This is a genomic window from Streptomyces sp. RGM 3693 (genome assembly GCF_050471125.1).
GTDB lineage: Bacteria > Actinomycetota > Actinomycetes > Streptomycetales > Streptomycetaceae > Streptomyces.
Map to the genome: position 1 here is coordinate 173,268 of NZ_JBMPPQ010000001.1, position 24,349 is coordinate 197,616.

Below are 24,349 nucleotides of genomic sequence, written 5' to 3' on the forward strand. Positions count from 1 at the left end.
CCCGGCGCCGCCCGCCCCGGACCCGGAGGCCGGTGCCGTCCGCCCCTGAACCGGGCAGGTGCCGTCCGCCCCGGACGCCGGGGCCCGCACCGGCCCGCCGGACCTACGCCCCCGCCTGGTCCGGCGCGCCCGCCTTCAGCCCGCGCAGGGTCAGCGTCAACAGCCGGTCGGCCAGCTCCGGATCGTCCGGGGACTCCTCGGCGGCCAGCGCGATGCCGTTGGTGAGCTGGAGCAGATCGCCGATGACGACGCCCCGGCGCACCGCACCGGCCTGCTGGGCCCGGGTCAGCAGCGCGGCGCCGGCCTCGCCCAGCGGCACGCTGCACCGCGCCATCCCCGAACTCTCGTCCGCCGACGCGGTCATCAGGGCCCGCGACAGGCCCCGGTAGGTGCTGGCGTGCGTGATCAGCGCACGCAGCCAGTCGACCAGCGCGGTGCACGGCTGCGGTGCGTCGGCCAACTCCCGTGCATAGCCGACCAGGGCGTGCACCTCACCCTGGAAGACCGCGCCCATCAGGGCGGTGCGGTTGGGGAAGTGCCGGTAGAGGGTGCCGATGCCGACGCCGGCCCGACGCGCGATGTCCTCCAGCGAGGTGTCCGTGCCGTGCTCCGTGAAGGCCGTCCGCGCCTCGGTCAGCAGCCGCTCGTAATTCCGACGCGCGTCGGCCCGCATGGGGCGCGCCGCGGGCGTTCCCACGGACGCGGGCGTCCCTGCCGGTGCGTGCGCCGCCGCGGCCCGCTCCGCCCGCCGCTGCCCTGCCGTCTCGGTCGCCATCGCCGTCCTTCCTCACACCGGCCGGTTGCGGCCGGTGGCTCCAGGATGCCATTGCCCGGTCAGAGGGCGTCCCGGTGCGGTGCGCAAGGATCTACCGGGGGTGCTCCCCGCCCCGGTGGGTCGTCCTAGGGAAGCGCCGTTCCACCACGTCGAGCACCCGCTGTGCCAGCTGCCGGTCACCCGCCACCAGGAGCGGGGAGCCGAAGGTGACGTCGCGGCCGTCCGCACCCAGGACCGCCTTGCCCCGGTCCCGGACGAGGGCCGTGCCGGCCGCCACGTCCCACGGCTTGGGGCGCAGACAGACGCAGGCGTCCAGCCAGCCCTCCGCCACTCCAACGAGGTCCAGGCTCATGGCACCCTGCATCCTCACCCGGTACGCCGCACTCTGTAACAGGGCGATGCGCTCGCCGAGCCGGGCGTCGTCGGAGCCGGTCCCCGTGATGCCGATGATCGCCTCGTGCACCTCCTGGACGCGAGGGGCGGCGGCCGGCCCCCCAGGCCGCGCACTCTGCGGTCCCGTGCGCCAACGGCGGCCGAGGGCCGGGGCGTCGATGACTCCGAGCCGGGGCCGACCGGCTTCCACGTACGCCAGCGAGACGGCGTAGAAGGGGGCGCCCCGGGTGAAGTTCATGGTGCCGTCGATGGGGTCCAGCAGCCAGCACCGGGACGGTGTCGGCTGGGCGCCGGCGGATTCCTCACCGACGATCGGAATGCCGGGAGCCCGCCGCCGCAGGGTTTGCGAGATCACTCGCTCGACCTCGACGTCCGCGGCGGTGACCTCTTCGCCCGACGGCTTGAGCTGCCTCGTCGCCGCGTCCCGCCCGGCTTGGGCCAGGTAGGCGATCCCGGCTTCGACGGCCTCCTCGGCCACCGCGAGGAGCGGGGGAGCCTCGCTCACGCCGGGCCCAGCGGTCGCTCCGCCAGCGTCTCCGCATGGGCGCCGTGCTCGCCCATCACGTAGAAACTGAGCCGGTCGAACACCCACTCCGGGGGGATGGAGGCGCGCTCGGGAGCGGTGCGGACCAATTCCTGGGCGACGTCCTCCTCGGCGCGGCCGAGCGTGATGTGCGGGGCGTACGCCTCGCCGGTGTACCGGTAGCCGTACCGGGCGAAACTGGTGCGCTCGGGCTCCGAGAACCGCGACGTGTCCTTGGTCCGGTCGAATGCCGCACGGTCGAGATGGCCGTCCAGTGCATCGAGCGCCGCTTCCTGCAGGCTCATCAGCAGGCGGGGCTTGGCCAGGGAGAGGAACACCCAGCCGGTGGGCTGGTAGACGATGCCGCTGGCGGCGAGCCGCACCGCGCTGGGCAGGGGCACCGAGTCGCCGAGCTTCTCCAGCTCCGCCTTGGGGTCGAGGGCGTCGTTGAACGGCCCCTGGAAGACGGTCACATGGGGAAGATTGCCGTCCGGCGTCAGGGGTGGGCGCAACGGGTGCTCGCCGCCGATCTCCCGCTGTAGGCGGATCGCGGCTTGCAGGTGAGCCGCGTCCGGCAGCAGGGCGATGCCGAGCCATCTGGTCATGGTCGTGCTCCTCTCCTCGTGATGACGTGCAGCGCCGCGTCGAGGCCCCGGCGCAGGCAGTGCTCCCTTGATCCGCCGCTCAGCCACCCCGCGATGACTCCGGCGTTGAAGGCGTCACCCCCACCGGTGCGGTCGACCGGTTCGACGGGGCGGGTGGGTACGTGCAGCGGCGGCCGGCCGGGCGATGCCCATAGTGCACCGCGGGGCCCCAGCGTCACGATCACCTCACCCGTGAGTGTTTCGGCGTAGCGCTGTGCGGTGGCGGCCGGGTCGTCCGGTGACGCGCCGGGCAGGCCCCGCGCCTCGTCCGCGTTCATCAGGTTCAGGGCCGGGCCCCCGGCGAGCGGGCTCATGTCCCGGCCGTTCCATTCGACCGAGACCGACCGGCCGTGGCGCCGGGCGAGGGCCACCAGCCGGATCAGCGGCCGAGTGGGCTCGCCGACGACATGCACATGGTCCACGGCGCGGACGTCTTCCTCGTTGACCGCGCTGATCGCGGCCTCGCGGTCCGCGCCCGCGAACGTCATCATCCGCTTGCCGCTGCCCGACGAGAAGACGAGAGCCATGCTGGTGCGGGCGGTGGTGTCCACGCGGACCCGTGAGGTGTCCACTCCTCCTGCCCGGAGGCCGTCGAGGCAGGCCCGCCCCAGCGCGTCGTCTCCCACTGCCGACGCCAGCCGGACCGCGCAGCCCTGCCGAGCCAGGCCCAGGGCGGTGTTGGCCGCGGAGCCGCCCGGCAGTGCCGAGAACGTACCGCCCCGGAGCTTCTCGTGTTCCTCCGGCAGCCGCGCCGCCTGGACGATGATGTCGAAGTTGGTGCCGCCGGCGACGAGTACCCGTCGCGCGGGCCCAGTGCCGTCCGGAGCGGCTGCGGCGCCGCGCCCTAGCACGGCTCTCCCAGTCGGTAGCTCTCGAACAGCACGTGGCGCACCAGCCGTTCCCGCCCCGCGTCGCTGCTCTCCTGGGGGAAGGAGGCGTGCGTGACGAGATCCTGGACGAGTTCCTCGAAGCGGCCCTTCTCCGCCCCCAGGTCATGGAAGCGGCGCATCAGTTCGCGGTGGATACCGGCCGGTTCGGCGCCCGTGTCGGCGAGCCAGGCCCGGTTGGCGATGAGGATGTTGGCGGCTGCCGAGCGCAGGCGTGCCTGGGCCCGGGCCGGCAGCATCTCGGAGTTGAGCAGTTCGAAATAGCCGTTGTTGTCGCGTGCGTGCATGCGCAGGTTCTGCCCACCCACGGCCAGCACGTCCTGGTTCAAATGGAAGAGTTCCAGGCCGAGATGGTGCGGCACGTCCAGAATGGTCACGCCCATGTCACGCAGGCCGGCCTCGTCGGTGGAGAGTGCCGCAAGGATGTTGTCGAACATGTCGCTGAGTTTCGGTACGGCGATCTGCGCCCCGGCCGGATGTGCCAGGAATTCCGCCGCAGTGGTGTTTCCCCAGCGGCCTGCGCGGGTCGCCAGTAGATAGAAATTGCGGCCGCCCATCGAGTAGCCGACCCGGCCGAGCGGCACGACCTGGTCCCGGACCTTCGGATCGGCCTCCAGTAGGCGGAGCACTCGCCGCTCGTTGTAGATCGCGAGGTCGAGCAGGCGTCGTGACACGTCCCTGACCAGATGGTCGGACCAGGGCAACTGGACGTATACCAGACGGTGGTTGCGCTGTCTCAGCAGGTGCTCGAAGCCGCAGCCCAGCAGCAGGGCCTTCACCACGATCAGCGATGAATCGGCGAGGCGCGTGGTGTGCGCGGTGCGCTGGATGTCGGCCAGGCCCCGCTGCGCCTCGTCCTCGGCCAGCGCCTTGCTGGTGCGCCCGTACCAGACCGCCAATTGCGTCAGGGCGTCGAGGCACGGGCGGATGTCCTCGCTGGAGATCTCGTCGTCCGAGTCCTGCTGTGCGTGACTGCCGTAATTGCCGTAGTTCTGGATCGTCCGTACGGCCAATACCACTTTCGGTGGCACCAGGCCCTTGGCCGCCAGAACAGTCAATAAGGATTCGAGTGTCGGCTTCGAGCCGACCGCTTCCTGCATGGCGATATCCAAGAGGATCGACTCCGCTGCTCTCCTCGCGGTACTGAGAAAGACCTCCGGGTCCGACTCGGCGTACCTTAAAGCCTTTTTGTACAGCCGGAGTGACTCGCCCTCGTTGACTGTCACGTCGTCCGTGTCCTCTTCGGCGGTTTTTATTTGATTGTATCGAGGTTTGTTGCCATCAACTACCGGATTGCGTCAGCGAGTTGGTGGTGCGGCGGGGTGCTCGCGGTCCCTCGGTCCGTCAGTCCGGACCGTTGCGGACCCGGTCGCGCAGGGACGCCAGGACGAGCCGGCCGTAGCGGCTGGTGAAGGCGACGGCCGTGGCCAGGGCGGCGGCTCCGAGGGCGAGGAACAGATGGCCGGGGCCGTGGTCGTCGAGCACCTGGAGGATGCTCAGGGCGGTGCCCAAGGGGAGGCCGAGGATGGTCAGTACGCCGAGGGCGCCGGCGATCTGCTGACTGTCCTGTGTCTGGACGAGCCTGGAGTAGTCGGCCGCCTCGGCGAGGATCTCCGCGAAGCGCTCCGGAAGGCGGTACTGCGCCTGGTAGGCGAGGAGCAGTTCGTTGGCCGGGCCGTGGGCGGTCAGGTGCTGGCGCCAGTACGTGCTGCGGAAACCGGCGATCCGCTGTTCCAGGGTGGCGACCCGCGGGCCGAGATTGGGGGCGTCGAAGACACCGGACAGGGCGTCGGTGAGTTCGTCGATGTGGTCCCGCTGCACGGTGCCGAGGAGTAATGCGTCGAGGTAGATGGTGCGGTGGTGCAGGGCGGCGAAGTCGTAGAAGTCGCCGTCGCCCCGGTCCGGGCGGTGCCCGAGGAAGGCCGCTCCGTGACGGAGCACCAGGGCGCTCCAGTCCGCCGATATCCGGACGGTGTGTTCCGTCTGGGACGACAGGTGCTCGGGCGCCGAGGGGAAGTCGGCGTCGGTGGAGCGGGAGGCCAGGTGCCACAGCCAACGGTCGGCGGTGTCGGGCAACCGGCGGTCCTGGCGCAGGGCGGGAGTGTGCTCGGAGCCGGGCGTGAAGAAGGCGATGGTGTACGGCCGGGCGATGGCGAACGGCGCCTCGGCCGTCCTGGGCCCTGCCACGCCGCTGAGGAGGGCGTCCGGGGCCAGCGGGCCGTTCAGCGGGTCGTCGCCCGCCGTGTGGCGGTGGCTGATCGCCCGCAAGGTCTCCAGCAGCGTCGGCCCCTCGACCGTGAAGTGCAGGATCGCCAGCGCGTCCCGGTGGGTGCGGTCGGTTGCCGTGCGCAGCAGCTCCAGGCCGTGCAGGTGCAGTGGGCCGTGGGCGAGGTCTGCGGAGCGGTGCCACCTGCAGGGGCGTTCCGGTGTCCCGTAGAGCACGCGGGCGGCTGCCCGGGTGAAGTACGTCTGCCGGGTGGCCGTGTCGGTGCGGCGGCTGCCGAGCGCGAACGGCAGGGGGCCCTCGTCCCAGGAAGGGGGCGTCGAGAGCCGCACGGGGAGGATCACGGTGATGGCCTGTCGGACGCCCGTCAGGGAGCTGAGTTCCATGGTCACGCGCGCGGTGCCTCCTTCTGCACGCCGCCTGGATCCGGTGTGCCGCGGGTGGGGCAGGACGAGCGGTTGGTGTCGCCTACAGGGCGAGACGCGTAGTCCCGGGCGGTAGTTCCTGCGGCCGGCGGCGGCCGGCGGTGGAGGTGGACGGGCGGCGGCCGGTCGGTGACGGGGTGGGGTACCGCTTCCGTCGGGGCGGCGAACACCTCGGAAAGGCGGCAACGTCACCCGTCCAAGGGTCATCAAACCAGGCGCAAAGAGGGCTTCCGGGGACGTCCGGGGGCCGTCCAGGAAGTCTGGGGAACATCGATGGGACTGACCAGCCGGCCACTGTTGTACGCCATGATCGCCCTTTCCGTGGCCTGTGTGGGGCTCACCGTGTGGCTCTGGCCGCGGTTCGCCCGGCGCGGGCCGCGGGCGGTGCTGGGGCGGTTGGGCGTGATCGCCGCGACGCAGCTGGCCGTCGTGGCCGCGCTCGGTCTGGTGGTGAACACCAACTTCCAGTTCTACGCCTCCTGGCACGAGCTGCTCGGGCTGTACGACGGGGCGCCCGCCGCGGTCGGCAAGTGGGGCGCCGAGGGCGCCGCCGGGCCCGCCGGAGACCCGTCGAAGGGGCTGGTGCAGGCGTCCGGCCCGGAGGGCCTGGACAAGGTGCACGGGGTGCCCAAGGGGCCGCCGGAGAAGAACGGCAAGGTCGAGACGGTACGCATCGTGGGCAAGCGGACCCGGGTGGTGGACCCGGCGTACGTCTACCTGCCGCCGCAGTACTTCCAGAAGCAGTACGCCCGCCAGCGCTTCCCGGTCATCGTCGCGCTCAGCGGCTATCCGGGCGGGATATTCCTGCTGGGCCAGCACCTCAGACTCCCCGAGACCGCCGCGAAGCTGGTCCGCGACGGCACCCTCCAGCCGTCCGTCATCGTGATGCTGCGGCCCACCATCGCGCCGCCGCGGGACACCGAGTGCGTCGACGTCCCCGGTGGCCCGCAGGCTGAGACGTTCTTCGCGCAGGACGTTCCGGAGGCCCTGAAGTCGCACTACCGGGTGGGCCACGACCCGGGCGCCTGGGGCGTGCTCGGCTACTCCTCGGGCGGTAGCTGCGCCCTCCAGCTCGCCATGCGCCACCCCCGCACGTACGCCGCCGCGGCCGCCCTCTCGCCCGACTACAAGGTCTCCACCGACCCCACCACGGGCAACCTCTTCGGCGACGGCAAGGACCGCGGCGCGCGCCGCGCGGAGCACGACCTGATGTGGCGGCTGAAGAACCTGCCGGCCCCCGACGTCAACGTGCTGATCGGCACCAGCCGCAGCGGGGAGAAGAACTATCCGGCGGCGCAGGCGTTCCTGGCCGCGGTCCGCCCGCCCATGAAGGCGGACTCGATCGTGCTCGACCACGGCAGCCACAACTTCGCCACCTGGCGCCGTGAACTGCCCGCCGCCCTCCAGTGGATGAGCCGGACGCTGGTGTTCCCGGAGGAGGTCGTGGGGAAGTCGTAGCCAGCGGACGGAAAAAGGGGCGGGCTCCCGGTACGCGAGGTACCGGGAGCCCGCCCCTTATGCCGGTCCGTGGACCGTTCAGTCCTTGATCTCGCAGATCACCGCGCCGGAGGTGAGGGCCGCGCCCACCTCGGCGGTCAGGCCCTTGACGGTGCCCGAGCGGTGCGCGTTGATCGGCTGCTCCATCTTCATCGCCTCCAGGACGATGACCAGTTCGCCCTCGGCGACCTGCTGGCCCTCCTCGACGGCGACCTTGACGATGGTGCCCTGCATCGGGGAGGCCAGGGTGTCACCGGAGGCCGCGCTGCCGGTCTTCTTGGTGGCCTTGCGCTTGGGCTTGGCGCCCCCGGCGACCGCGGCGCGGGCCAGCGGCATGCCGAGCGACGCCGGCAGCGAGACCTCCAGGCGCTTGCCGCCGACCTCGACCACGACCGTCTCGCGGGTATCCGCCTCGGTCTCCTCGCCGCCGGGCGCGACGAACGGCGTGATCTCGTTGACGAACTCGGTCTCGATCCAGCGGGTGTGGATGGTGAACGGCGCGGCGGAGCCGGTGAGTTCGGGAGCGAACGCCGGGTCCTTGACGACCGTGCGGTGGAACGGGATGGCGGTGGCCATGCCCTCCACCTGGAACTCGTTCAGCGCGCGGGCGGCCCGCTGGAGGGCCTGCTCGCGGGTGGCGCCGGTGACGATCAGCTTGGCCAGCAGGGAGTCCCAGGCCGGGCCGATGACCGAGCCGGCCTCCACGCCCGCGTCCAGGCGGACGCCCGGACCGGACGGCGCGTCGAACGTGGTGACCGTGCCGGGCGCGGGGAGGAAGTTGCGGCCCGGGTCCTCGCCGTTGATGCGGAACTCGAAGGAGTGGCCGCGCACCGCCGGGTCGTCGTAGCCCAGTTCCTCGCCGTCGGCGATCCGGAACATCTCGCGGACCAGGTCCAGGCCGGTGACCTCTTCGGTGACCGGGTGTTCCACCTGGAGGCGGGTGTTGACCTCCAGGAAGGAGATGGTGCCGTCCTGGCCGACGAGGAACTCGCAGGTGCCGGCGCCCTCGTAGCCGGCCTCCTTGAGGATGGCCTTGGAGGCGCGGTACAGCTCGGCGTTCTGCTCGTCGCTCAGGAACGGCGCGGGGGCCTCCTCGACGAGCTTCTGGTGGCGGCGCTGGAGCGAGCAGTCACGGGTGGAGACGACGACCACGTTGCCGTGCTTGTCGGCGAGGCACTGGGTCTCGACGTGGCGCGGGCGGTCCAGGTAGCGCTCGACGAAGCACTCGCCGCGGCCGAAGGCGGCGACCGCCTCGCGGACGGCGGAGTCGTAGAGCTCGGGGACCTCTTCCAGGGTGCGGGCGACCTTCAGGCCGCGGCCGCCGCCGCCGAACGCCGCCTTGATGGCGATCGGCAGACCGTGCTCCTGGGCGAAGGTGACGACCTCGTCGGAGCCGGAGACCGGGTCCGGGGTGCCGGCGACCAGCGGGGCGCCGGCGCGCTGGGCGATGTGCCGGGCCGCGACCTTGTCGCCGAGGTCGCGGATGGCGTGCGGGGGCGGGCCGATCCAGGTCAGGCCCGCGTCCAGGACGGCCTGGGCGAAATCGGCGTTCTCGGAGAGGAAGCCGTAGCCGGGGTGGATCGCGTCGGCGCCGGAATCGGCGGCCGCCTGGAGGACCTTGGCGATGTCCAGGTAACTCGTGGCAGGGGTGTCACCGCCCAGGGCGTATGCCTCGTCCGCGGCACGCACGTGCAGGGCGTCCCGGTCCGGGTCGGCGTAGACGGCTACGCTCCCGATCCCGGCGTCCCGGCATGCACGGGCAACGCGGACAGCGATTTCGCCACGGTTGGCGATGAGCACCTTGCGCACGATGGGTCCTTCCTGGGCGCTACGCCGCAACACAATGAACGCAGCGAGTTTAGGGACTGGCGACACCGCGTGCCGACCCGTTCCCTGGGGTGAGCTTGCCCACACAGAGCGTGCACGCGGCGATGGTGAGGGACCAAAGTCCGTTGGAATCCCAGGGTAGGCCCGGATTCCTGGGCTCCGGCTCGCGGCCCGGTGTGGCCTAGGTCTCGAACTGCGGACGTCCGGCGGACCGTCAATTCTTTGTGGAGTCCCTACGAATGGGCGAGTGAAAGTTTTCGGGTGAGCGCGGCGGGCGGGGGCGTGCCGGAAGGGGGTTGCATGCGGTGGTGCAGACCCCTTGCCGTGGCTGTTACCCATTAGTAGCGTGCGTGATGCCTTCTGTACTCCTGGTAACGGCTTGTGACGGCGGCGCACGGTGGCGCGGACAGCGCGCGACGGTGCATGACGGTGGAAGTGGGGTGGGTGGGGTGGTGACGGCACGCAGACCGGTGGCCCTGGCGGCGGCGGTGGTCCTGATCCTCGAAGCGGCCGGGATCCTGTTGCTGAACTGGATCCTGAGCATCGTGGTCGACCGGCAACAGATGTCCCTGGCCGGGCTGCGGCCGGGTGCCATGTCCGCCGGTACCTGGGCCGGCGGCGCGGTCTTCGCGCTCTTCCTCCTCTTCTGCGCCGCGGTACTGCTGCGCGGCGCACTACGAGACCGGGCCCCAGGACGCCTCTCGCGCATCGCGCTGATCTGCTGCGCCGTGGTGCACGGCGTCCTCGGGGCGCTCGCCGTCGGACTGGTCGGCTGGCCGGCGTTCGGCGCGGCGATGGTGGTGCTGGCGCTGCTCGTGCTGACGCTGGTGGCCTACGGCGAGGCGCGCCCGTCCCCGGCGGCCGAGGACACCGCCCCGGGCGGCGCCGCCGCCTGAGCCCCGCGCCCCCTCGTCCTGAACTCCGGCCGCCGCGGCCCCCGTTGGACACCGCCCCCGGGCCGCCCGGACCGCCCTTGTAGGCTCTTCGGGCCGTACGCCACCGGGGTCGGGCGGCGGGGCCGGGCGGCGGGGCGGCGTCCGACAGGAGAAGACACGGGGGAGGGGCCCATGCGGGCGCACGCCACGGGGGCCAGCGAACCGGAACGATTCGATCCGGTCGGTCCCTATCTCGTGCTGAGTCGACTGGACGACCCGGCGTCCCCCGTACCCGTACCCGAGCGCCGCTACGTGGCGCGCAGCGCGGACGGCGACCGGACGGTACTGCTCGGCCTGCCGCTGCCCGACGCCGACCCCGGACGCTTCCGCGCCGAGGCGGAGACCTCCCGCTATCTGCTCGGACCGTGGGCGGCCCCGGCCACCGAGGTCTCCGCGCCGAGTGAGGCCCCCTGGCACGCCCGCCCCTACCTGCCGGTGCTGCCGCTGCCCGCCGCCCTCGACGTGCATGGCGGCCCGCTGCCCGAGCGCACCGTTCGCGCCCTGGGCGCGGCCCTCGCGGAAACCCTGATCGTCGGGCACGGACAGGGCCTCAGCCACGCCGGGGTCTCCCCGGCCGCGGTGCTGCTGGCCGCCGACGGGCCCCGGCTGAGCTGCTTCGGCGCGGTCCGGGCCGCGGCCGCGGACGGTACCCCGCGCTCCGGGCTGCCCGGCCTGGAGTCCGGCAGCCTGCCGCCGGAGCAGGCCGCCGGCGGGCCCGCGCAACCGGCCGGCGACGTCTACGCACTGGGCGCGACGCTGGCGTACGCGGCCACCGGGTACACCGTGCCCGAACGGGAGGAACTGCCCGCCGGGCTGCGGACCCTGATCTCCGCGTGCCTGGCCAGGGACCCGGCCGCCCGCCCGCAGCCCGCCGCACTCCTCGACGCGCTCGCCCCGGCCGCGGACGGCACCCCGGCGCCGGTGCCCGCCGCCGCCCCCGTACCGACCGCGCTGGACGCCGCCTTCGGGCCCGCCGGCCGCGGCACCGCCGGGCTCGGCCCCGGCTGGCTGCCCGGCCGGGTGATCGCGGCGCTGGCCCGCCAATCGGCGTCCCTGCTGGCCGCCGACGTCCCCGCCGGCAAGCGCCCGGCCGACGCCCCGGCCGCCGGGGCCCCCGCCACGCCCGCGGCCGCCGCGCCGCCCACCCCGGTGCCGGCCGGCGCCACCCTCCCGATAGCCCCCACCCGTCGCCAGGACTGACGCCCGTGCCCCTCCCGCTCACCCACGACGACCCGCCCGGCTTCGGCCCGTACCGCCTGATCGCCCGGCTGGGCAGCGGCGGCATGGGCACCGTCTACCTGGCCCGCTCGCCGGGCGGCCGCACTCTGGCGCTGAAGACGATGCACGCCCGGATCGCCCGGGACGCGGAGTTCCGCACCCGGTTCCGGTTGGAGGCGGACGCCGCGCGGGTCATCGGCGGCCGCTACGGCGCCCAGGTCGTCGCCGCCGACCCGGCCGCCGAAACCCCCTACCTGGCCACCGAGTACGTCCTCGGCCCGCCGCTCGACGACGCGGTGGAGCAGTGCGGCCCCCTGCCCGAAGCCGCGGTACGGGCCCTGGGGGCGGCGCTGTGCGGGGCGCTCGGCCAGCTGCACCGGTCCGACGTCGTCCACCGCGACCTCAAACCGTCCAACATCATGGTCACCGCGCACGGCCCGAAGGTCATCGACTTCGGCATCGCCCGTGCCCTCGGCGACGAACGACTCACCCACACCGGCTCCGCCGTCGGCACCCCGGCCTTCATGTCGCCGGAGCAGGCGTCCGGACAGGAACACGCCCCGGCCGGCGACGTCTTCGCGCTCGCCGGCGTCCTGGTCTTCGCCGCCACCGGACGCGGCCCGTTCGGCGGCGGACAACCCGCCGACCTGCTCTACCGGGTCCGCTACGCCGACCCCGACCTCACCGGCACCCCGGCCGCCCTGGTCCCGCTGCTGTCCCGCTGCCTGGCCAAGGATCCGGCCGTCCGCCCCACCACGACCGAACTGGCCGGCCAACTCCACGACGGCAGCGGGGAGTTCGCCGATCACCTGCCGGACCCGCTGCTGGCCCTGATCGGCGCCCGGGCGAGCGAGGTCTGGCAGCTCACGCCCGAGCGGCTGCCCGCCCCGGAAGGCACCCCGACGCTGCCGCCCCCCACCGACACCCCCGCCAAGGGCCGGCTGTCCCGCCGCGGCCTGCTGACCGCCGGGGCCGGCGCCGCCCTCGGGGTGGCGGGCGCCGGCACCGGACTGTGGTCCTGGCTCTCCTCCGGCGCCCCCGACCCCGGCACACCCCCGTACCCCAAGCCCACCGCCGGCCCCACCGTCCCCCCGCTGGCGAAGAAGAAACTGGACTCGCTCTGGCAGCAGCAGGTCGCCGAGCCGGAGACCGACGTCACGCCCGGCAACCCCGCCCCGCCGGCCGCCTTCGAGGACCTGGGGCTGGTGTTCGCCGGCGCGGGCCTGGCCGGCATCGACCCGCCGACCGGCAGCGTCGCCTGGACGACCGACGCCGAGCACGGCAGTTGGCAGACGGCCTGGGACGCCACCCACCTCTACCGCCTCCCCGTCGAGCACGGCGCCAGCGCCCCGCTGCGGATCGTGCCGCTCGACCCGGTCACCGGCAAGCCGGGCAAAGCCGCCGTCGAACTCGCCGACTTCAACGGCTGCATGTGGCTCAACCAGCTGCTCTGCGTCACCGCCGACACGTTCTACCTGGCGGGCTGCGTCGGGCGCAGCAGCGACATCTACTTCCAGCCGGGCCAGAGCTGGTACGTCATCGCCGTCGACCGCACACACGGCACGGTGCGCTGGCGGCAGCCGCTGCCGGAGCGCCCGCCCAAGGTCAAGTACGTCGGCTCCACGCGCCTGTACTACCTGGCCGCCAAGGCCGTCGGCGACCGCCTGGTCCTGCTCTTCGAGGCCAACGACGGGACCGTCCGCGCCCAGGCCCGGGACACCCGCACCGGCGCCCTCGCCTGGGACCGGCCGTTCCCCGCCCACCGCGACCTGGTACGCCCCCAACTGGCCACCGACGCCCGCCACGTCTACCTGGGCAACGGGCCGCTGCGCGCCCTCCGCCTGACCGACGGCACCCCGGCCTGGGACACCTCCACCGCCCGCGCCGGAAAGACCTACGGGCCGCCGACCCTCAAGGACGGCGTGCTCTACGCCGTGGAGAAGGGCCTCGGCGCCGTCGCGTTCGACGCGGCCACCGGGAAGGTGCGCTGGACCCAACAGGGCGGCGACGCCGGCCGGTCCGCCGTCTACGACCCGCCGGTCGTCGGCCCCGGCCACGTCTACGTCCACAGCAAGAGCGAGGGCGTCCTGCGCGCCGTGAGCCTCACCTCCCACCTCACCGCCCACACCTACACGACCACCGCGGACCGCTTCGCCGCCCACGACGCGAGCAAGGTGGTCCTCGCGCTCGGCGGCCACTTCCTCGCCGGGTTCCCGCTCCAGTGACCCGGCGCACCCCGCCGGCCCTCCGTCAGAAAGCTCCCGCCCCATGACACCTCTCGACACCGGAGACCCGCTCCGGCTCGGCCCGTACCGCCTGCTCGGCGTGCTCGGCGAAGGCGGCATGGGCAAGGTCTACGTCGGCCAGGACGCGGCCGGCACGGTCGCCGCGGTCAAGGTGCTGCGGCCCGAACTCGCCGGCGACACCCAACTCGCCCAGCGTTTCGTCCGCGAGGCGCAGACCGCCCGGGCGGTCACCGGCACCGGCGTCGCCAACGTCCTCGGCGCCCAGACCGAAGGCGGCCGCCCCTGGATCGCCACCGAGTTCCTCGCCGGGCCGACGCTCGACCAGGCCGTCGAGGCACACGGCCCGTTCGACGAAGCGGCGGTACGGGCGCTGGCCGCGTCCCTCGCGCGCACCCTCGCCGACATCCACGCCACCGGCCTGATCCACCGCGACCTCAAACCGCCGAACATCGTCCTGACCTCGTCCGGTCCGCGCATCATCGACTTCGGCATCGCCCGCCCCGAGCACGGCCTGACCCTCACCACCACCGGCCAGATCCCGGTCACCCCCGGCTACGGCGCCCCCGAACAGGTCCTGGGCCGCCGGGTCGCGCCGCCCGCCGACCTCTTCTCGCTGGGCGCCGTCCTGGTGTACGCGGCGAGCGGCCGGCGCGCCTTCGACGGCGGCCACATCGCCGCCGTCCAGTACAGCGTCGTGCACGACGCCGCCGACCTCAGCGGCGTCCCCGCACCGCTCCGCCCGCTGATCGAACCGCTGCTGGCCAAGGACGCCGCGGCCCGCCCCACCCCGGCGGCCCTCGCGGCCGCCTGCGCACCGCCCCGGGGCGCCGACCGGGCCTGGCGGCGCGGTCCGGTCGCCCAGGAGATCAAGGAGCGGGAGAGCGGCATCCACGCACTCACCACGCTGACCGCGGCCCCGGAGCCCGGCACCCCGGTGTCGCGGCGCCGGCTGCTGCTCGGCGCCGCCGCCGGCGGGGCGGTGCTCGCCGCGGGCGGTGGCGCGGCCGCCCTCTGGTGGCCCCGCGCGCACTCACCGGTGCGGAAGGCCGACCCGTTCGCCGTCCCGCCGGCCGCGCGGACCCCCGAGGCCCACCCGCTGTCCGCCGACGACGGCGACTACCTCGTCGGCGGCTCCCCCAAGGCCCTCTGGGGCCCGTTCGACGTCCTCGCCGACGACACCCCCGCCCCCCTGCCGGTCCGCGACGTCCTCGTCTTCGGCGCCCGCGGCGGCGGCATCGCGGCCCACAACGTCGTTGACGGCAAACGCCGCTGGGCCGCGCCCGACGTCCGCGCCACCGGCCGCTACCTCTCGCTCTCCGACCGGCTGATCGCCGCGGTCGACGCCCGGGGCACCGTGCGCACCTTCGTCGCGTCCACCGGCGAGCCCCGCTGGACCGCGCCCGCCGAGGCCGAGTCCCTGCTCGCCGCCGACGAGCACACCCTCTACGCGCTGACCAAGGACCACCGGCTGCGCGCCATCGGCCGGTCCGACGCCAAGATCCGCTGGACCGCGCCGATCGACCCGCCGTTCCGCGCCAAGGCCAATCCGCCCGGGGTGATCGCCGAGGGCCGACTGGTCCTGGCCACCCTCGACGGGCACGTCCTGGCCGTGGACACCGCCACCGGCCGCCGGGTCTGGGACATCCGCAACCAGTCCGACCGTTACGTCCGCCCGGCGCTCTCCGGCTCCACCGTCTACTTCGGCGGCCACACGCTCACCGCCCGCCGGATCACCGACGGCAAGGAACTGTGGCAGGTCAAGGAGAAGGACTACCTCAACCGCCCCTCCCGCTACGGCGTGGTCACCGCCTACCCCGACGCGGTCTACGCGGCCTTCGAGAACCTCGAACACGACGACGGGACCGAATCCACCCTGCCGCTCAAACGCCGGCCCGACAACGGCAAGGAGATCTTCCAGGTCCGCGGCGCCGCCGGCATCACCACGCCGATCGTCGTCCAGGGCGGCGGCATCTGGACCGTCTACACCGTCGGCGTCGGCATGCAGGCCGAGGTGCAGACCATGGACAAGAACAGCGGCATGCCGATCTGGAGCTACAAACTGCCCGACTCGCAGGGCCGCCAGTGGCTGTCCGCCGACGGCAACCGGGTCTTCGTGATGAACGACGGCAACCTGTGGGCGCTACCGGTGTTCTGACCGCTTGGGGCCGCTCCGGTGGATCAGGGCCGGGCAGGCGGAGGTCCGGCGCCCCTTCTCGGGGCCATCGTTCCCCGCCGGGTGCTCGCCTTCTCCGCCGTCGCCGTCGACGCTCTCGACACCACCGCCGCCGTGAGCGTCGGAACCATGATCCGCGACGGCTACGGGGGCCCGGACACCTGTCATGCGCTGTACTGCGCGCTGCCGCGTCCGGAGGTCACCGGCATGCCGATCCTGCTGACCGGCGAGGAGAACGCCTACCCGCCCGGTGTGGTCACCGTCGGCATCGATTCGCCCGGCATGCTGGGCTTCCACTGAACTCCACCGGGCAGTCCCGAGGGTGGGTCGGGCTCAGGCCCACAACTCCGTGATCGCGATGCCCAGATCGGCCAGCAGGCGCCGGAACAGCGGCAGCGAGAGGCCGATGACGTTGCCCGGGTCGCCGTCGATCCCGTCGATGAACGGCGCCGAGCGGCCGTCGAGGGTGAACGCGCCCGCCACGTAGAGCGGTTCACCACTGGCCACGTACGCGGCGATCTCGGCGTCGCTGGGCTCGCCGAAGCGGACCGTGGTGGACGCGGTGGCCGACACCTGCCGGCCGGTCGCGGTGTCGATCACGCAGTGGCCGGTGCGCAGGATCCCGGACCGGCCGCGCATGGACTTCCAGCGGGCCGTGGCGTCCTCGGCGTCCGCTGGCTTGCCGAGCGCCCGCCCGTCCAGCTCCAGTACCGAGTCGCAGCCGACGACCAGCGCCCCCGCGGCCTCCGGCCGGGCCGCGACCGCGGCGGCCTTCGCCTCGGCCAGCACCCGGGCCAGCTCCTCGGGGGTGGCGGCGGTCAGCGCGTCCTCGTCGACCCCGCTGACCACGACCTCGGGCACCAACCCGGCCTGCCGGAGCAGGCCGAGACGGGCCGGGGACTGGGACGCGAGGACGAGACGGCGGGGGCGGGGAGCTTCGGTCATGCCCGCCATCGTACGGAGCCGGCGGCGGTCAGCGGGCCGGGGCCCGGTGCCGGGCGACCCGTAGCGCCAGCCACCCCACGAGCGCACCGAGCGCGGCCCCCAGGGTGTTGTGCGCCCAGTCCGCTGGCTGACAGTCCCGCACCGGGTCGAGGGTCTGCAACAGTTCGACGGCGGCCCAGGTGGCGGAGATGCCGAGCGGCACCAGCAGCGCCCGCCGGGTCGCCAGCACTCCGCAGAGCGCCGGCGGGATCCACAACAGGACGTTGACCGCCTGGTGCCCGGCGCCCGCGCCCAGCGTCCGCACCCCGGCCCCGTCCTCGACGACGCACTCGTGCAGCCGCGCGAGGACGCCCGGCGCGATCTGGTCGGGGAGCGTGATCCCGACGCACAGACCGCAGCTCACCAGGAAGAGCAGGGTCGGGACGGACGGCCATCCGCGACGGCGGACGAGCGGGCGCCACACCAGCAGTCCGACCAGGACCAGCGCCGCACACAGGGCGGCCATGACGGGGGCGGGCAGCTTCGGGGACATCTCCGCGGCCCCCTCACGTGCCGGTCAGTCGCTGCCGGAGCTTGAGCTCCGTGGCCCGGTCCAGCCCGAGCCCCTTTCTCAGATAGCCGTCGAACGACCCGTATGCGGTCGTGACCTCGTTGAACGCCGCGTCCAGATAGCTCTCCCGCACTCCGAGCACCGGCGTCAGCAACGCCGGGTCCTTGACCTTGCCGGCCGCCCGGAGCTGCGCCATCTGACGGTCGTTGGATGCCTGGAGGTAGTGGTTGGACGCCAGGTAGTCCTGGTCGACGGTGGCCCGCGGCACGCCCGCCGCGGTCAGCAGGACGGCGCTCATCCAGCCCGTGCGGTCCTTGCCCTGGGGGTCGCGGGCGTTGGGGGCGTCCCGCAGGCCCATCGAGCGGGGGGTGGGGGCGGCGGCCTGGGCGGCGCTGCTCGACCGGCCGCCGGGGGAGTCCTGCGCGGGCCGGGCGGAGCAGCCGACGGCGCCGGTGGCGAGGACACCGAGACCGGTGGCCGCGACGAGGAGTCGGAGCGCGGGCCGCCGCACCGGGAACGTATTAATGGTGACCATTAGGCGAAGGTAGGGGTGCCCGCGGTAAATCCTCCGTAAGCATTGCCGGCGGGCACAGCGAACGCACAGCCGGCGCCACAGGAAACCCACAGGAAACGGGCCGGGCCCCGGTACTCAAGGGAGATCATTTCCCCCTTTTCCCGGCCGCCCGGCCCGCCGTATTCCGCGTCCGACATTCCCTACTTCTTGAGCACGGCCTCCATCACCGACTTCGCGATCGGCCCGCCCAACTTTCCACCGGCGATCTCCGACCGCGGGATGTCCATGTCCTTCGGATCGACGAAGACCGCCACCGCCACCGGCGAACTCCCGTCGGGCGACTTCGCGTAGGAGACGAACCAGGCGTACGGCCGCTCATCGTTCACATTCGCACCGTGCTGCGCGGTACCGGTCTTGCCGCCGACCGTCACCCCGTCGATCTTCGCCTTCGAGGCGGTGCCGTCCGAAACGGTGTACTCCATCATTTCCTGCACCTTCTTCGCGGTGCCCTCCGAAACCGCCTGCGGATCCTTCGGGTTCAGCGGCGTCGGATCGAACTTCTCGATCGTGGACAGGTCCGGACCGCGCAGTTCCTCGACCAGATACGGCTTCATCACCTTGCCGTTGTTGGCGATACCGGCGGCGACCATCGCCATCTGCAACGGAGTGCTGGTCACGCTGCCCTGCCCCATACCGGTCAGCGCGGTCTGCGGCTGATCCAACTTGCTCGGATATCCACTCACCGCGGAACGCACCGGAATGAACTGCTCCGCGTTGAATCCGAATTTCTCCGCGGTCTCCCGCATTTTGTCCGTGCCCAGCTTGTGCGCGGCATCCAGGAAAACGTTGTTGCAGGACCACTGCATACCGGTCTTCAGCGACGCCTTGTCGCACGGCGCCCCCACGACGTCGTTGCCGACCTGGGTACGGGTCTGCGGAAGGGTGTACGGGGCCGGGGCGCCGGACGAGGCGTTGATGTCGGTGACGGTGCCGTGCTCCAGGGCCGCGGCCGCGGTGAGCACCTTGAAGGTGGACCCCGGCGGGTAGATCTCGCGCAGCGCCCGGTTGTTCATCGGCTTGCTCTTGTCGGCGTCGAGCGCCAGGTACTTCTTGCCCTCCGCGTCCGACAGCCCCGCGAAGGTCGACGGGTCGTACGACGGCGTGCTGGCCATCGCCAGGATCTTGCCGGACCGCGGGTCGAGGGCGACCACGGCGCCGTTGGCGTGCAGATCGGTCAGCCCCTTGTACGCGGCCTTCTGCGCCTTCTCGCTGATGGTCGTCAGGACGTCGCCGCCGCGCGGCTTCTCGCCCGTCAGCACCCCCCGCGCCCGGTTGAAGAACAGTCGGTCGTCCTTGCCGCTGAGCACCTTCTTGTAGATGCCCTCCAACATGGTCTCGCCCGCCGCCTGCCGGGCGTATCCGGTGACCGGGGCGTACATCGCACCGTCGGTGTAGGTCCGCTTGTACTTGAAGTCACCGCTGGTCTCCACCGACCCGGTGACCGGCTTGCCGTCCACGATGATGTTGCCGAGCGGGTACGAGTACGCCTCGATCTTGACCCGCCGGTTGTTGTCGTCGTTCGCGAGCTGATCCGCCTGTACGAACTGCACCCAGGTCACCCGGACCAGCAGGGCGAGCACCAACACCCCGCAGAAGACGGCTATGTGTCTGAGCGGCCTGTTCATGGTCTCCCCTCCAGCCCGGCAGGCGGCCGGCCGGTCACCGCACCGCCGCATGCCCGAATTGCACTGTCGAGAGAGAAAGAGGCAATTTAGGCCGCTGCGGTTGCAGGGAGTGAAGTTGTGGGGAGTGAAGAGGCCCCCCGGCGAGGGGGCGGGAGGGCGAGGGGCACCACATCCCACCCGGGCCCCGGGAACCGGAGCCCCCGGAACGGACGTCACCTCATCAGGAGTACCAGCGTCCCCACCATGATCGCCGTGGCGAGCACGAAGCCCACCCGACGGAGTTTCGCCTGCACCTCGTGCAGCTCCTCGGGCGGTTCATCGGGCGGATCGGACCACAGCATGGCGTCGATCCTCCCGCCCCCCACGGCAACGGCGCCTGAGTACGCGTACTCAGGCGCCGCACCACGAAGGACTAGTCAGTGCACTATGCACCGACCGGATTTCGCCAGGTCACCGCGGCCAGAAGCTGGTCCGCCAGGCCCGCGGCCCCGGATGGGGCAGCCGGGACCGGGCCGGAACCGTCGCCGCCGGATCCGACCACTGGCTGCCGTGCCCACCCTCCTGCGGGGCGGCACCGGCGGCCACCGCCGCCGCCCGGGCCTGCACCACCGCCAGTGCGGCGGCCAACTCCTCAGGGGTGGGATTGCCCCGTACGACCTTGATCATCGTCGACCGACCTCCTACGGCGGGGACTACAGCGGGATGTTGCCGTGCTTCTTCGGCGGCAGCGCCTCCCGCTTGTTGCGCAGCGTGCGCAGTCCGCGGACGATGTGCCGCCGGGTCTCGGACGGCATGATCACCGCGTCGACATAGCCCCGCTCCGCCGCGACGTAAGGATTCAGCAGGGCGTCCTCGTACTCCTGGATCAGCTCCTGGCGCCGGGACTCCTGCTGAGCCGGGTCGTCGATCGCGGCCAGCGTCCGGCGGTGCAGGATGTTCACCGCGCCCTGCGCGCCCATCACCGCGATCTGCGCGGTCGGCCACGCGAGGTTCAGATCCGCGCCCAGGTGCTTGGACCCCATGACGTCGTACGCCCCGCCGAACGCCTTCCGGGTGATCACCGTGATCAGCGGAACCGTCGCCTCCGCGTAGGCGTAGATCAGCTTGGCGCCGCGCCGGATGATCCCGTCGTACTCCTGGTCCGTCCCCGGCAGGAAGCCCGGGACGTCGACGAACGTCAACACCGGGACGTTGAACGCATCGCAGGTGCGCACGAACCGCGCGGCCTTCTCGCTCGCGTTGATGTCCAGACACCCGGCGAACTGCATCGGCTGATTGGCCACCACGCCGACCGGATGCCCCTCGACCCGCCCGAACCCGGTGAGCATGTTCGGCGCGAACAGCGCCTGGGTCTCCAGGAATTCGCCGTCGTCCAGCACGTGCTCGATCGCCGTGTGCATGTCGTACGGCTGGTTGGCCGAGTCCGGGATCAGCACGTCCAGCTCGCGGTCCGCGTCGGAGACCGTCAGGTCCGCCTCCTCCGGGAAGGCCGGCGGATCCGAGAGGTTGTTGGACGGCAGGTACGACAGCAGCCCCTTGACGTACTCGATGGCGTCCTTCTCGTCACCCGCCATGTGGTGCGCCACGCCCGAGGTGGTGTTGTGCGTACGGGCCCCGCCCAGCTCCTCGAAGCCGACGTCCTCGCCCGTCACCGTCTTGATGACGTCCGGCCCGGTGATGAACATGTGCGACGTCTGGTCGACCATCACTGTGAAATCCGTTATGGCCGGCGAATACACCGCGCCGCCCGCGCACGGACCCACGATCAGGGAAATCTGCGGCACCACTCCCGACGCATGCACATTGCGCCGGAAAATCTCCGCGAACAGCCCGAGGGCGGCCACCCCTTCCTGAATCCGGGCACCGCCGCCGTCATTGATCCCGATGACCGGGCAGCCGTTCTTCAGGGCGAAGTCCATCACCTTGACGATCTTCTCGCCGTAGACCTCGCCGAGCGACCCGCCGAAGATCGTGAAGTCCTGCGAGTACACGCACACCGGACGGCCGTCGACGGTCCCGTACCCCGTGACGACGCCATCTCCGTAGGGCCGGTTCTTCTCGATCCCGAAATTCGTCGACCGGTGCCGGGCGAACTCGTCGAGCTCGACGAACGAGCCCTCGTCCAAAAGGAGGTCGATACGCTCACGCGCCGTCAACTTCCCTTTGGCGTGCTGCTTTTCCACCGCACGGGCAGAGCCGGCATGAGTGGCTTCCTCGACCCGTCGCTGTAGATCCGCCAATTTGCCCGCGGTGGTGTGGATGTTTGCTTCCGGTTCGGACATCGGGATGCGGCTCCTGCTCGTCCTGGACTGGCACTCGTACTCGGGGAGGTACGGGTGTGGCTACCGACTCGTAGCGTATCGGCGGGACTGCTCTCCGGCACTGCGTCGTTGACCACACCTAGGCTGGGGCCATGACGCCTCAACCACCGGAAAACCGGGACAAAGACGCCGGTCGCTGGAGTGATCTGAGCCGCCCGCCGTTGAATGCCAACGCGCTGCGCCGGGCCCTGATCCGCCCCGATTCGCTCTGGTCCGCACTGGACGTCGTCCCCGCCACCGGCTCCACCAACACCGACCTCGTCGAGCGCGCGGCCGCCGGCGGCCTGCGCGAGGGGACCGTCCTCGTCGCCGAGGAACAGTCCGCCGGCCGCGGTCGCCTGGACCGCCGTTGGTCGGCGCCGCCGCGCTCCGGCCTCTTCCTCTCCGTCTACCTCACGCCGACCGTGCCGCCCGCCCGCTGGGGCTGGCTCCCGCTCCTCACCGGGGTGGCCACGGCCGCCGCGATCGCCCGCTTCGCCGGTGTCGACACCGCACTCAAGTGGCCCAACGACCTGCTGGTCACGGTGGACGGCGTCGAACGCAAGACGGGCGGCATCCTCGCCGAACGCGTCGGCGACGGCGTCGTCGTCGGCATCGGCCTCAACGTCTCGCTCACCGCCGACGAACTCCCCGTCGCCACCGCCGGCTCCCTCGCCCTCGCCGGCGCCCAGCACCTCGACCGGGACCCCCTGCTGCGGGCCGTGCTCCGCTCGCTGGAGGACTGGTACGGCGCATGGCAGGTGACCAACGGCGACCCGGCCACCTGCCGCCTCCAGGAGGCGTACGCGGCGGGCTGCGCCACCCTGGGGCGGAACGTGCGGGCGGACCTCCCGGGCGGCAGCTCCGTCGAGGGCGAGGCCCTCGCCCTCGACGCCGAGGGCCGCCTCGTCCTCGCCACCCCGGACGGCACCCAACGAGCGGTGGACGCCGGCGACATCGTCCACCTCCGACCGGCGTCGTAATCGGGCCTCCCGCGGTGCGGTTCCGGCGGGCGCCCTGCCGCCGGACCCACCCACCGGCCGGGCCCGGCGGCAGGTGCCACCGGCCGGAACCCCACCGCGGGCCACGAGCCGGGCGCAGCAACTACGTGAGGCAGAGCACACCTGCCGTATCGTTGAGGCGGTCCGTCGGCAGGCAGCGGATCATGGGCGAGCAGCAAGATCGGAAGGGCCGTGCGCAGGGAACGGACAGGGAGCGGTCGGTGACCGCCGACGAGCCGGGGGCCACCCCGCGCGGCGCGGACGCCGAGGGTGAGGCGGTGGGCGAGGCGCCTGCGGGCGAGCCCACCGGCGACCCCGCAAGGAGCGACGGCGGCCCCGAGGGGGCCAACGGCGGCGGCGTCGAGCGCGGCAACGAGCGCTCCGACGGCAGCGGCGAGGGCAACGGCGGCGACGAGAGCAACGCCAGTGACGAGAGCGACGGCGGCGACGAGGAGAACGGCGGGGAGAACGGCGAGAACAACATCGCCGTCAAGCTCGAACAGCTCATCCTCGGCGCCGAGCGCCGCTACACACCGTTCCAGGCGGCCCGCAGCGCCGGCGTCTCCATGGATCTCGCGGCCCGCTTCTGGCGGGCCATGGGCTTTGCCGACATCGGCCAGGTCAAGGCCCTGACCGAGGCCGATGTGCTGGCCCTGCGCCGCCTCGCCGGCCTCGTCGAGGCGGGGCTGCTGAGCGAGGCGATGGCCGTGCAGGTCGCCCGTTCCACCGGTCAGACCACGGCCCGGCTCGCCGACTGGCAGATCGACTCCTTCCTGGAGGGGCTGACGGAGCCCCAGGACTCCGGCCTGACCCGTACGGAGATCACCTATCCGCTGGTCGAGCTGCTGCTCCCGGAGCTGGAGGAGTTCCTGGTCTACGTCTGGCGGCGGCAGCTCGCCGCGGCCACCGGACGGGTCGTCCAGGCGCAGGACGACGTGGAGATGGTGGACCGGCGGCTGGCCGTCGGGTTCGCCGATCTGGTTGGGTTCACCCGGCTGACGCGGCGGCTGGAGGAGGAGGAACTGGGCGAGCTGGTCGAGGCGTTCGAGACCACCGCCGCCGACCTGGTCGCCGCGCACGGTGGCCGGCTCATCAAGACGCTGGGCGACGAGGTGCTCTTCTCGGCGGACGACGCCGGTATCGCCGCCGAGATCGGGCTGCGGCTGATCGAGACCATGGGCCACGACGAGACGATGCCCGAGCTGCGGGTCGGCATCGCGTTCGGCACGGTCACGACCCGGATGGGCGATGTCTTCGGGACGACGGTCAATCTGGCCAGCCGGCTGACCTCGATAGCGCCGAAGGACACCGTGCTGGTGGACGAGGCGTTCGCGGTGGAGCTGGGGCGTACCGGCGACGCACCGGTCTCCGAGGCGGACGCCGCGGCCGCGGAGAAGGCCGCCCAGGAGGGCACCGGTAGCCCGCCGCCCCCGTACCGCTTCGCGTTGCAGCCGATGTGGCAGCGGCCGGTGCGCGGGCTGGGCGTCGTCGAGCCGTGGATGTTGACCCGCCGCAGGTGAGGCGGGCGAGGCCGCGCTGGCCCTGCCGGAATCGGTCGTGAGCTGACATGATCCTCGTCGTCAGGTC

Annotated in this window: 22 protein-coding genes; 8 read left to right on the forward strand and 14 right to left on the reverse strand. The window is 72.4% G+C overall.

What is annotated here, in order from left to right; genetic code table 11:
* Window positions 1-103 precede the first annotated feature (103 nt).
* The 6 genes from ACO0M4_RS00820 to ACO0M4_RS00845 all read right to left on the reverse strand — a co-directional run bounded on the left by ACO0M4_RS00820 (window position 104) and on the right by ACO0M4_RS00845 (window position 5,832).
* Window positions 104-775 (reverse strand): TetR/AcrR family transcriptional regulator, encoded by a 672-nt coding sequence (locus ACO0M4_RS00820; RefSeq protein WP_430367569.1) that lies wholly within the window; start codon window positions 773-775, stop codon window positions 104-106.
* 91 nt (window positions 776-866) lie between these two features.
* On the reverse strand, window positions 867-1,673 hold the full coding sequence (locus tag ACO0M4_RS00825) for an inositol monophosphatase family protein (protein WP_430367570.1): 807 nt from the start codon (window positions 1,671-1,673) through the stop codon (window positions 867-869).
* Window positions 1,670-2,296 (reverse strand): 2'-5' RNA ligase family protein, encoded by a 627-nt coding sequence (locus tag ACO0M4_RS00830; protein ID WP_430367571.1) that lies wholly within the window; start codon window positions 2,294-2,296, stop codon window positions 1,670-1,672. The genes ACO0M4_RS00825 and ACO0M4_RS00830 overlap by 4 nt, the downstream gene beginning before the upstream one ends.
* Window positions 2,293-3,186 carry a carbohydrate kinase family protein gene (locus tag ACO0M4_RS00835; protein ID WP_430367572.1) on the reverse strand — a complete coding sequence of 298 codons (894 nt, stop codon included), beginning with the start codon at window positions 3,184-3,186 and terminating at the stop codon, window positions 2,293-2,295. The genes ACO0M4_RS00830 and ACO0M4_RS00835 overlap by 4 nt, the downstream gene beginning before the upstream one ends.
* Complete coding sequence (locus tag ACO0M4_RS00840) at window positions 3,180-4,448, reverse strand: DUF4145 domain-containing protein (protein WP_430367573.1); 1,269 nt, start codon at window positions 4,446-4,448, stop codon at window positions 3,180-3,182. The genes ACO0M4_RS00835 and ACO0M4_RS00840 overlap by 7 nt, the downstream gene beginning before the upstream one ends.
* A gap of 118 nt (window positions 4,449-4,566) precedes the next feature.
* Complete coding sequence (locus tag ACO0M4_RS00845) at window positions 4,567-5,832, reverse strand: hypothetical protein (protein WP_430371171.1); 1,266 nt, start codon at window positions 5,830-5,832, stop codon at window positions 4,567-4,569.
* A 312-nt stretch (window positions 5,833-6,144) separates the two neighbouring features.
* Between ACO0M4_RS00845 and ACO0M4_RS00850 the strand changes: the two genes are divergently transcribed.
* Window positions 6,145-7,329 carry an alpha/beta hydrolase gene (locus ACO0M4_RS00850; protein WP_430367574.1) on the forward strand — a complete coding sequence of 395 codons (1,185 nt, stop codon included), beginning with the start codon at window positions 6,145-6,147 and terminating at the stop codon, window positions 7,327-7,329.
* Window positions 7,330-7,407: 78 nt separating this feature from the next.
* On the opposite strand, the gene ACO0M4_RS00855 is transcribed toward ACO0M4_RS00850, so the two are convergent.
* The gene (locus ACO0M4_RS00855) at window positions 7,408-9,177 is read right to left on the reverse strand and encodes an acetyl/propionyl/methylcrotonyl-CoA carboxylase subunit alpha (protein WP_430367575.1); all 1,770 of its coding nucleotides are present in this window, start codon (window positions 9,175-9,177) and stop codon (window positions 7,408-7,410) included.
* A 458-nt stretch (window positions 9,178-9,635) separates the two neighbouring features.
* Here ACO0M4_RS00855 and ACO0M4_RS00860 point away from each other — a divergent pair, with 458 nt between their 5' ends.
* The 5 genes from ACO0M4_RS00860 to ACO0M4_RS00880 all read left to right on the forward strand — a co-directional run bounded on the left by ACO0M4_RS00860 (window position 9,636) and on the right by ACO0M4_RS00880 (window position 16,067).
* The gene (locus ACO0M4_RS00860) at window positions 9,636-10,091 is read left to right on the forward strand and encodes a hypothetical protein (protein WP_430367576.1); all 456 of its coding nucleotides are present in this window, start codon (window positions 9,636-9,638) and stop codon (window positions 10,089-10,091) included.
* Between the two features lie 171 nt (window positions 10,092-10,262).
* Window positions 10,263-11,330 (forward strand): serine/threonine protein kinase, encoded by a 1,068-nt coding sequence (locus ACO0M4_RS00865; RefSeq protein ID WP_430367577.1) that lies wholly within the window; start codon window positions 10,263-10,265, stop codon window positions 11,328-11,330.
* A gap of 5 nt (window positions 11,331-11,335) precedes the next feature.
* On the forward strand, window positions 11,336-13,573 hold the full coding sequence (locus tag ACO0M4_RS00870) for a protein kinase domain-containing protein (RefSeq protein ID WP_430367578.1): 2,238 nt from the start codon (window positions 11,336-11,338) through the stop codon (window positions 13,571-13,573).
* 43 nt (window positions 13,574-13,616) lie between these two features.
* Complete coding sequence (locus ACO0M4_RS00875) at window positions 13,617-15,749, forward strand: protein kinase domain-containing protein (protein ID WP_430367579.1); 2,133 nt, start codon at window positions 13,617-13,619, stop codon at window positions 15,747-15,749.
* Between the two features lie 81 nt (window positions 15,750-15,830).
* Complete coding sequence (locus ACO0M4_RS00880; RefSeq protein ID WP_430367580.1) at window positions 15,831-16,067, forward strand: hypothetical protein; 237 nt, start codon at window positions 15,831-15,833, stop codon at window positions 16,065-16,067.
* A gap of 33 nt (window positions 16,068-16,100) precedes the next feature.
* On the opposite strand, the gene ACO0M4_RS00885 is transcribed toward ACO0M4_RS00880, so the two are convergent.
* The 7 genes from ACO0M4_RS00885 to ACO0M4_RS00915 all read right to left on the reverse strand — a co-directional run bounded on the left by ACO0M4_RS00885 (window position 16,101) and on the right by ACO0M4_RS00915 (window position 21,743).
* Window positions 16,101-16,712, reverse strand: coding sequence for a Maf family protein (locus tag ACO0M4_RS00885; RefSeq protein WP_430367581.1), 612 nt, complete (start codon window positions 16,710-16,712; stop codon window positions 16,101-16,103).
* A 28-nt stretch (window positions 16,713-16,740) separates the two neighbouring features.
* Entirely contained in the window at window positions 16,741-17,244 is a 504-nt protein-coding gene (locus ACO0M4_RS00890; protein WP_430367582.1) for a hypothetical protein, read from the reverse strand.
* A 13-nt stretch (window positions 17,245-17,257) separates the two neighbouring features.
* A complete protein-coding gene (locus ACO0M4_RS00895; RefSeq protein WP_430367583.1) occupies window positions 17,258-17,797 on the reverse strand; it encodes a tyrosine-protein phosphatase in 540 nt (179 codons plus the stop codon).
* 179 nt (window positions 17,798-17,976) lie between these two features.
* Window positions 17,977-19,461 (reverse strand): peptidoglycan D,D-transpeptidase FtsI family protein, encoded by a 1,485-nt coding sequence (locus tag ACO0M4_RS00900; protein ID WP_430367584.1) that lies wholly within the window; start codon window positions 19,459-19,461, stop codon window positions 17,977-17,979.
* A 212-nt stretch (window positions 19,462-19,673) separates the two neighbouring features.
* Entirely contained in the window at window positions 19,674-19,802 is a 129-nt protein-coding gene (gene mmpB, locus ACO0M4_RS00905) for a morphogenic membrane protein MmpB (protein WP_430367585.1), read from the reverse strand.
* Window positions 19,803-19,911: 109 nt separating this feature from the next.
* Entirely contained in the window at window positions 19,912-20,127 is a 216-nt protein-coding gene (locus ACO0M4_RS00910) for an acyl-CoA carboxylase epsilon subunit (RefSeq protein ID WP_430367586.1), read from the reverse strand.
* 26 nt (window positions 20,128-20,153) lie between these two features.
* Window positions 20,154-21,743 carry an acyl-CoA carboxylase subunit beta gene (locus ACO0M4_RS00915; protein ID WP_430367587.1) on the reverse strand — a complete coding sequence of 530 codons (1,590 nt, stop codon included), beginning with the start codon at window positions 21,741-21,743 and terminating at the stop codon, window positions 20,154-20,156.
* Between the two features lie 131 nt (window positions 21,744-21,874).
* Between ACO0M4_RS00915 and ACO0M4_RS00920 the strand changes: the two genes are divergently transcribed.
* Together ACO0M4_RS00920 and ACO0M4_RS00925 are read left to right on the forward strand one after the other, a co-directional pair.
* The gene (locus tag ACO0M4_RS00920; RefSeq protein ID WP_430367588.1) at window positions 21,875-22,744 is read left to right on the forward strand and encodes a biotin--[acetyl-CoA-carboxylase] ligase; all 870 of its coding nucleotides are present in this window, start codon (window positions 21,875-21,877) and stop codon (window positions 22,742-22,744) included.
* Window positions 22,745-22,983: 239 nt separating this feature from the next.
* On the forward strand, window positions 22,984-24,282 hold the full coding sequence (locus tag ACO0M4_RS00925) for an adenylate/guanylate cyclase domain-containing protein (protein ID WP_430367589.1): 1,299 nt from the start codon (window positions 22,984-22,986) through the stop codon (window positions 24,280-24,282).
* Window positions 24,283-24,349 lie beyond the last annotated feature (67 nt).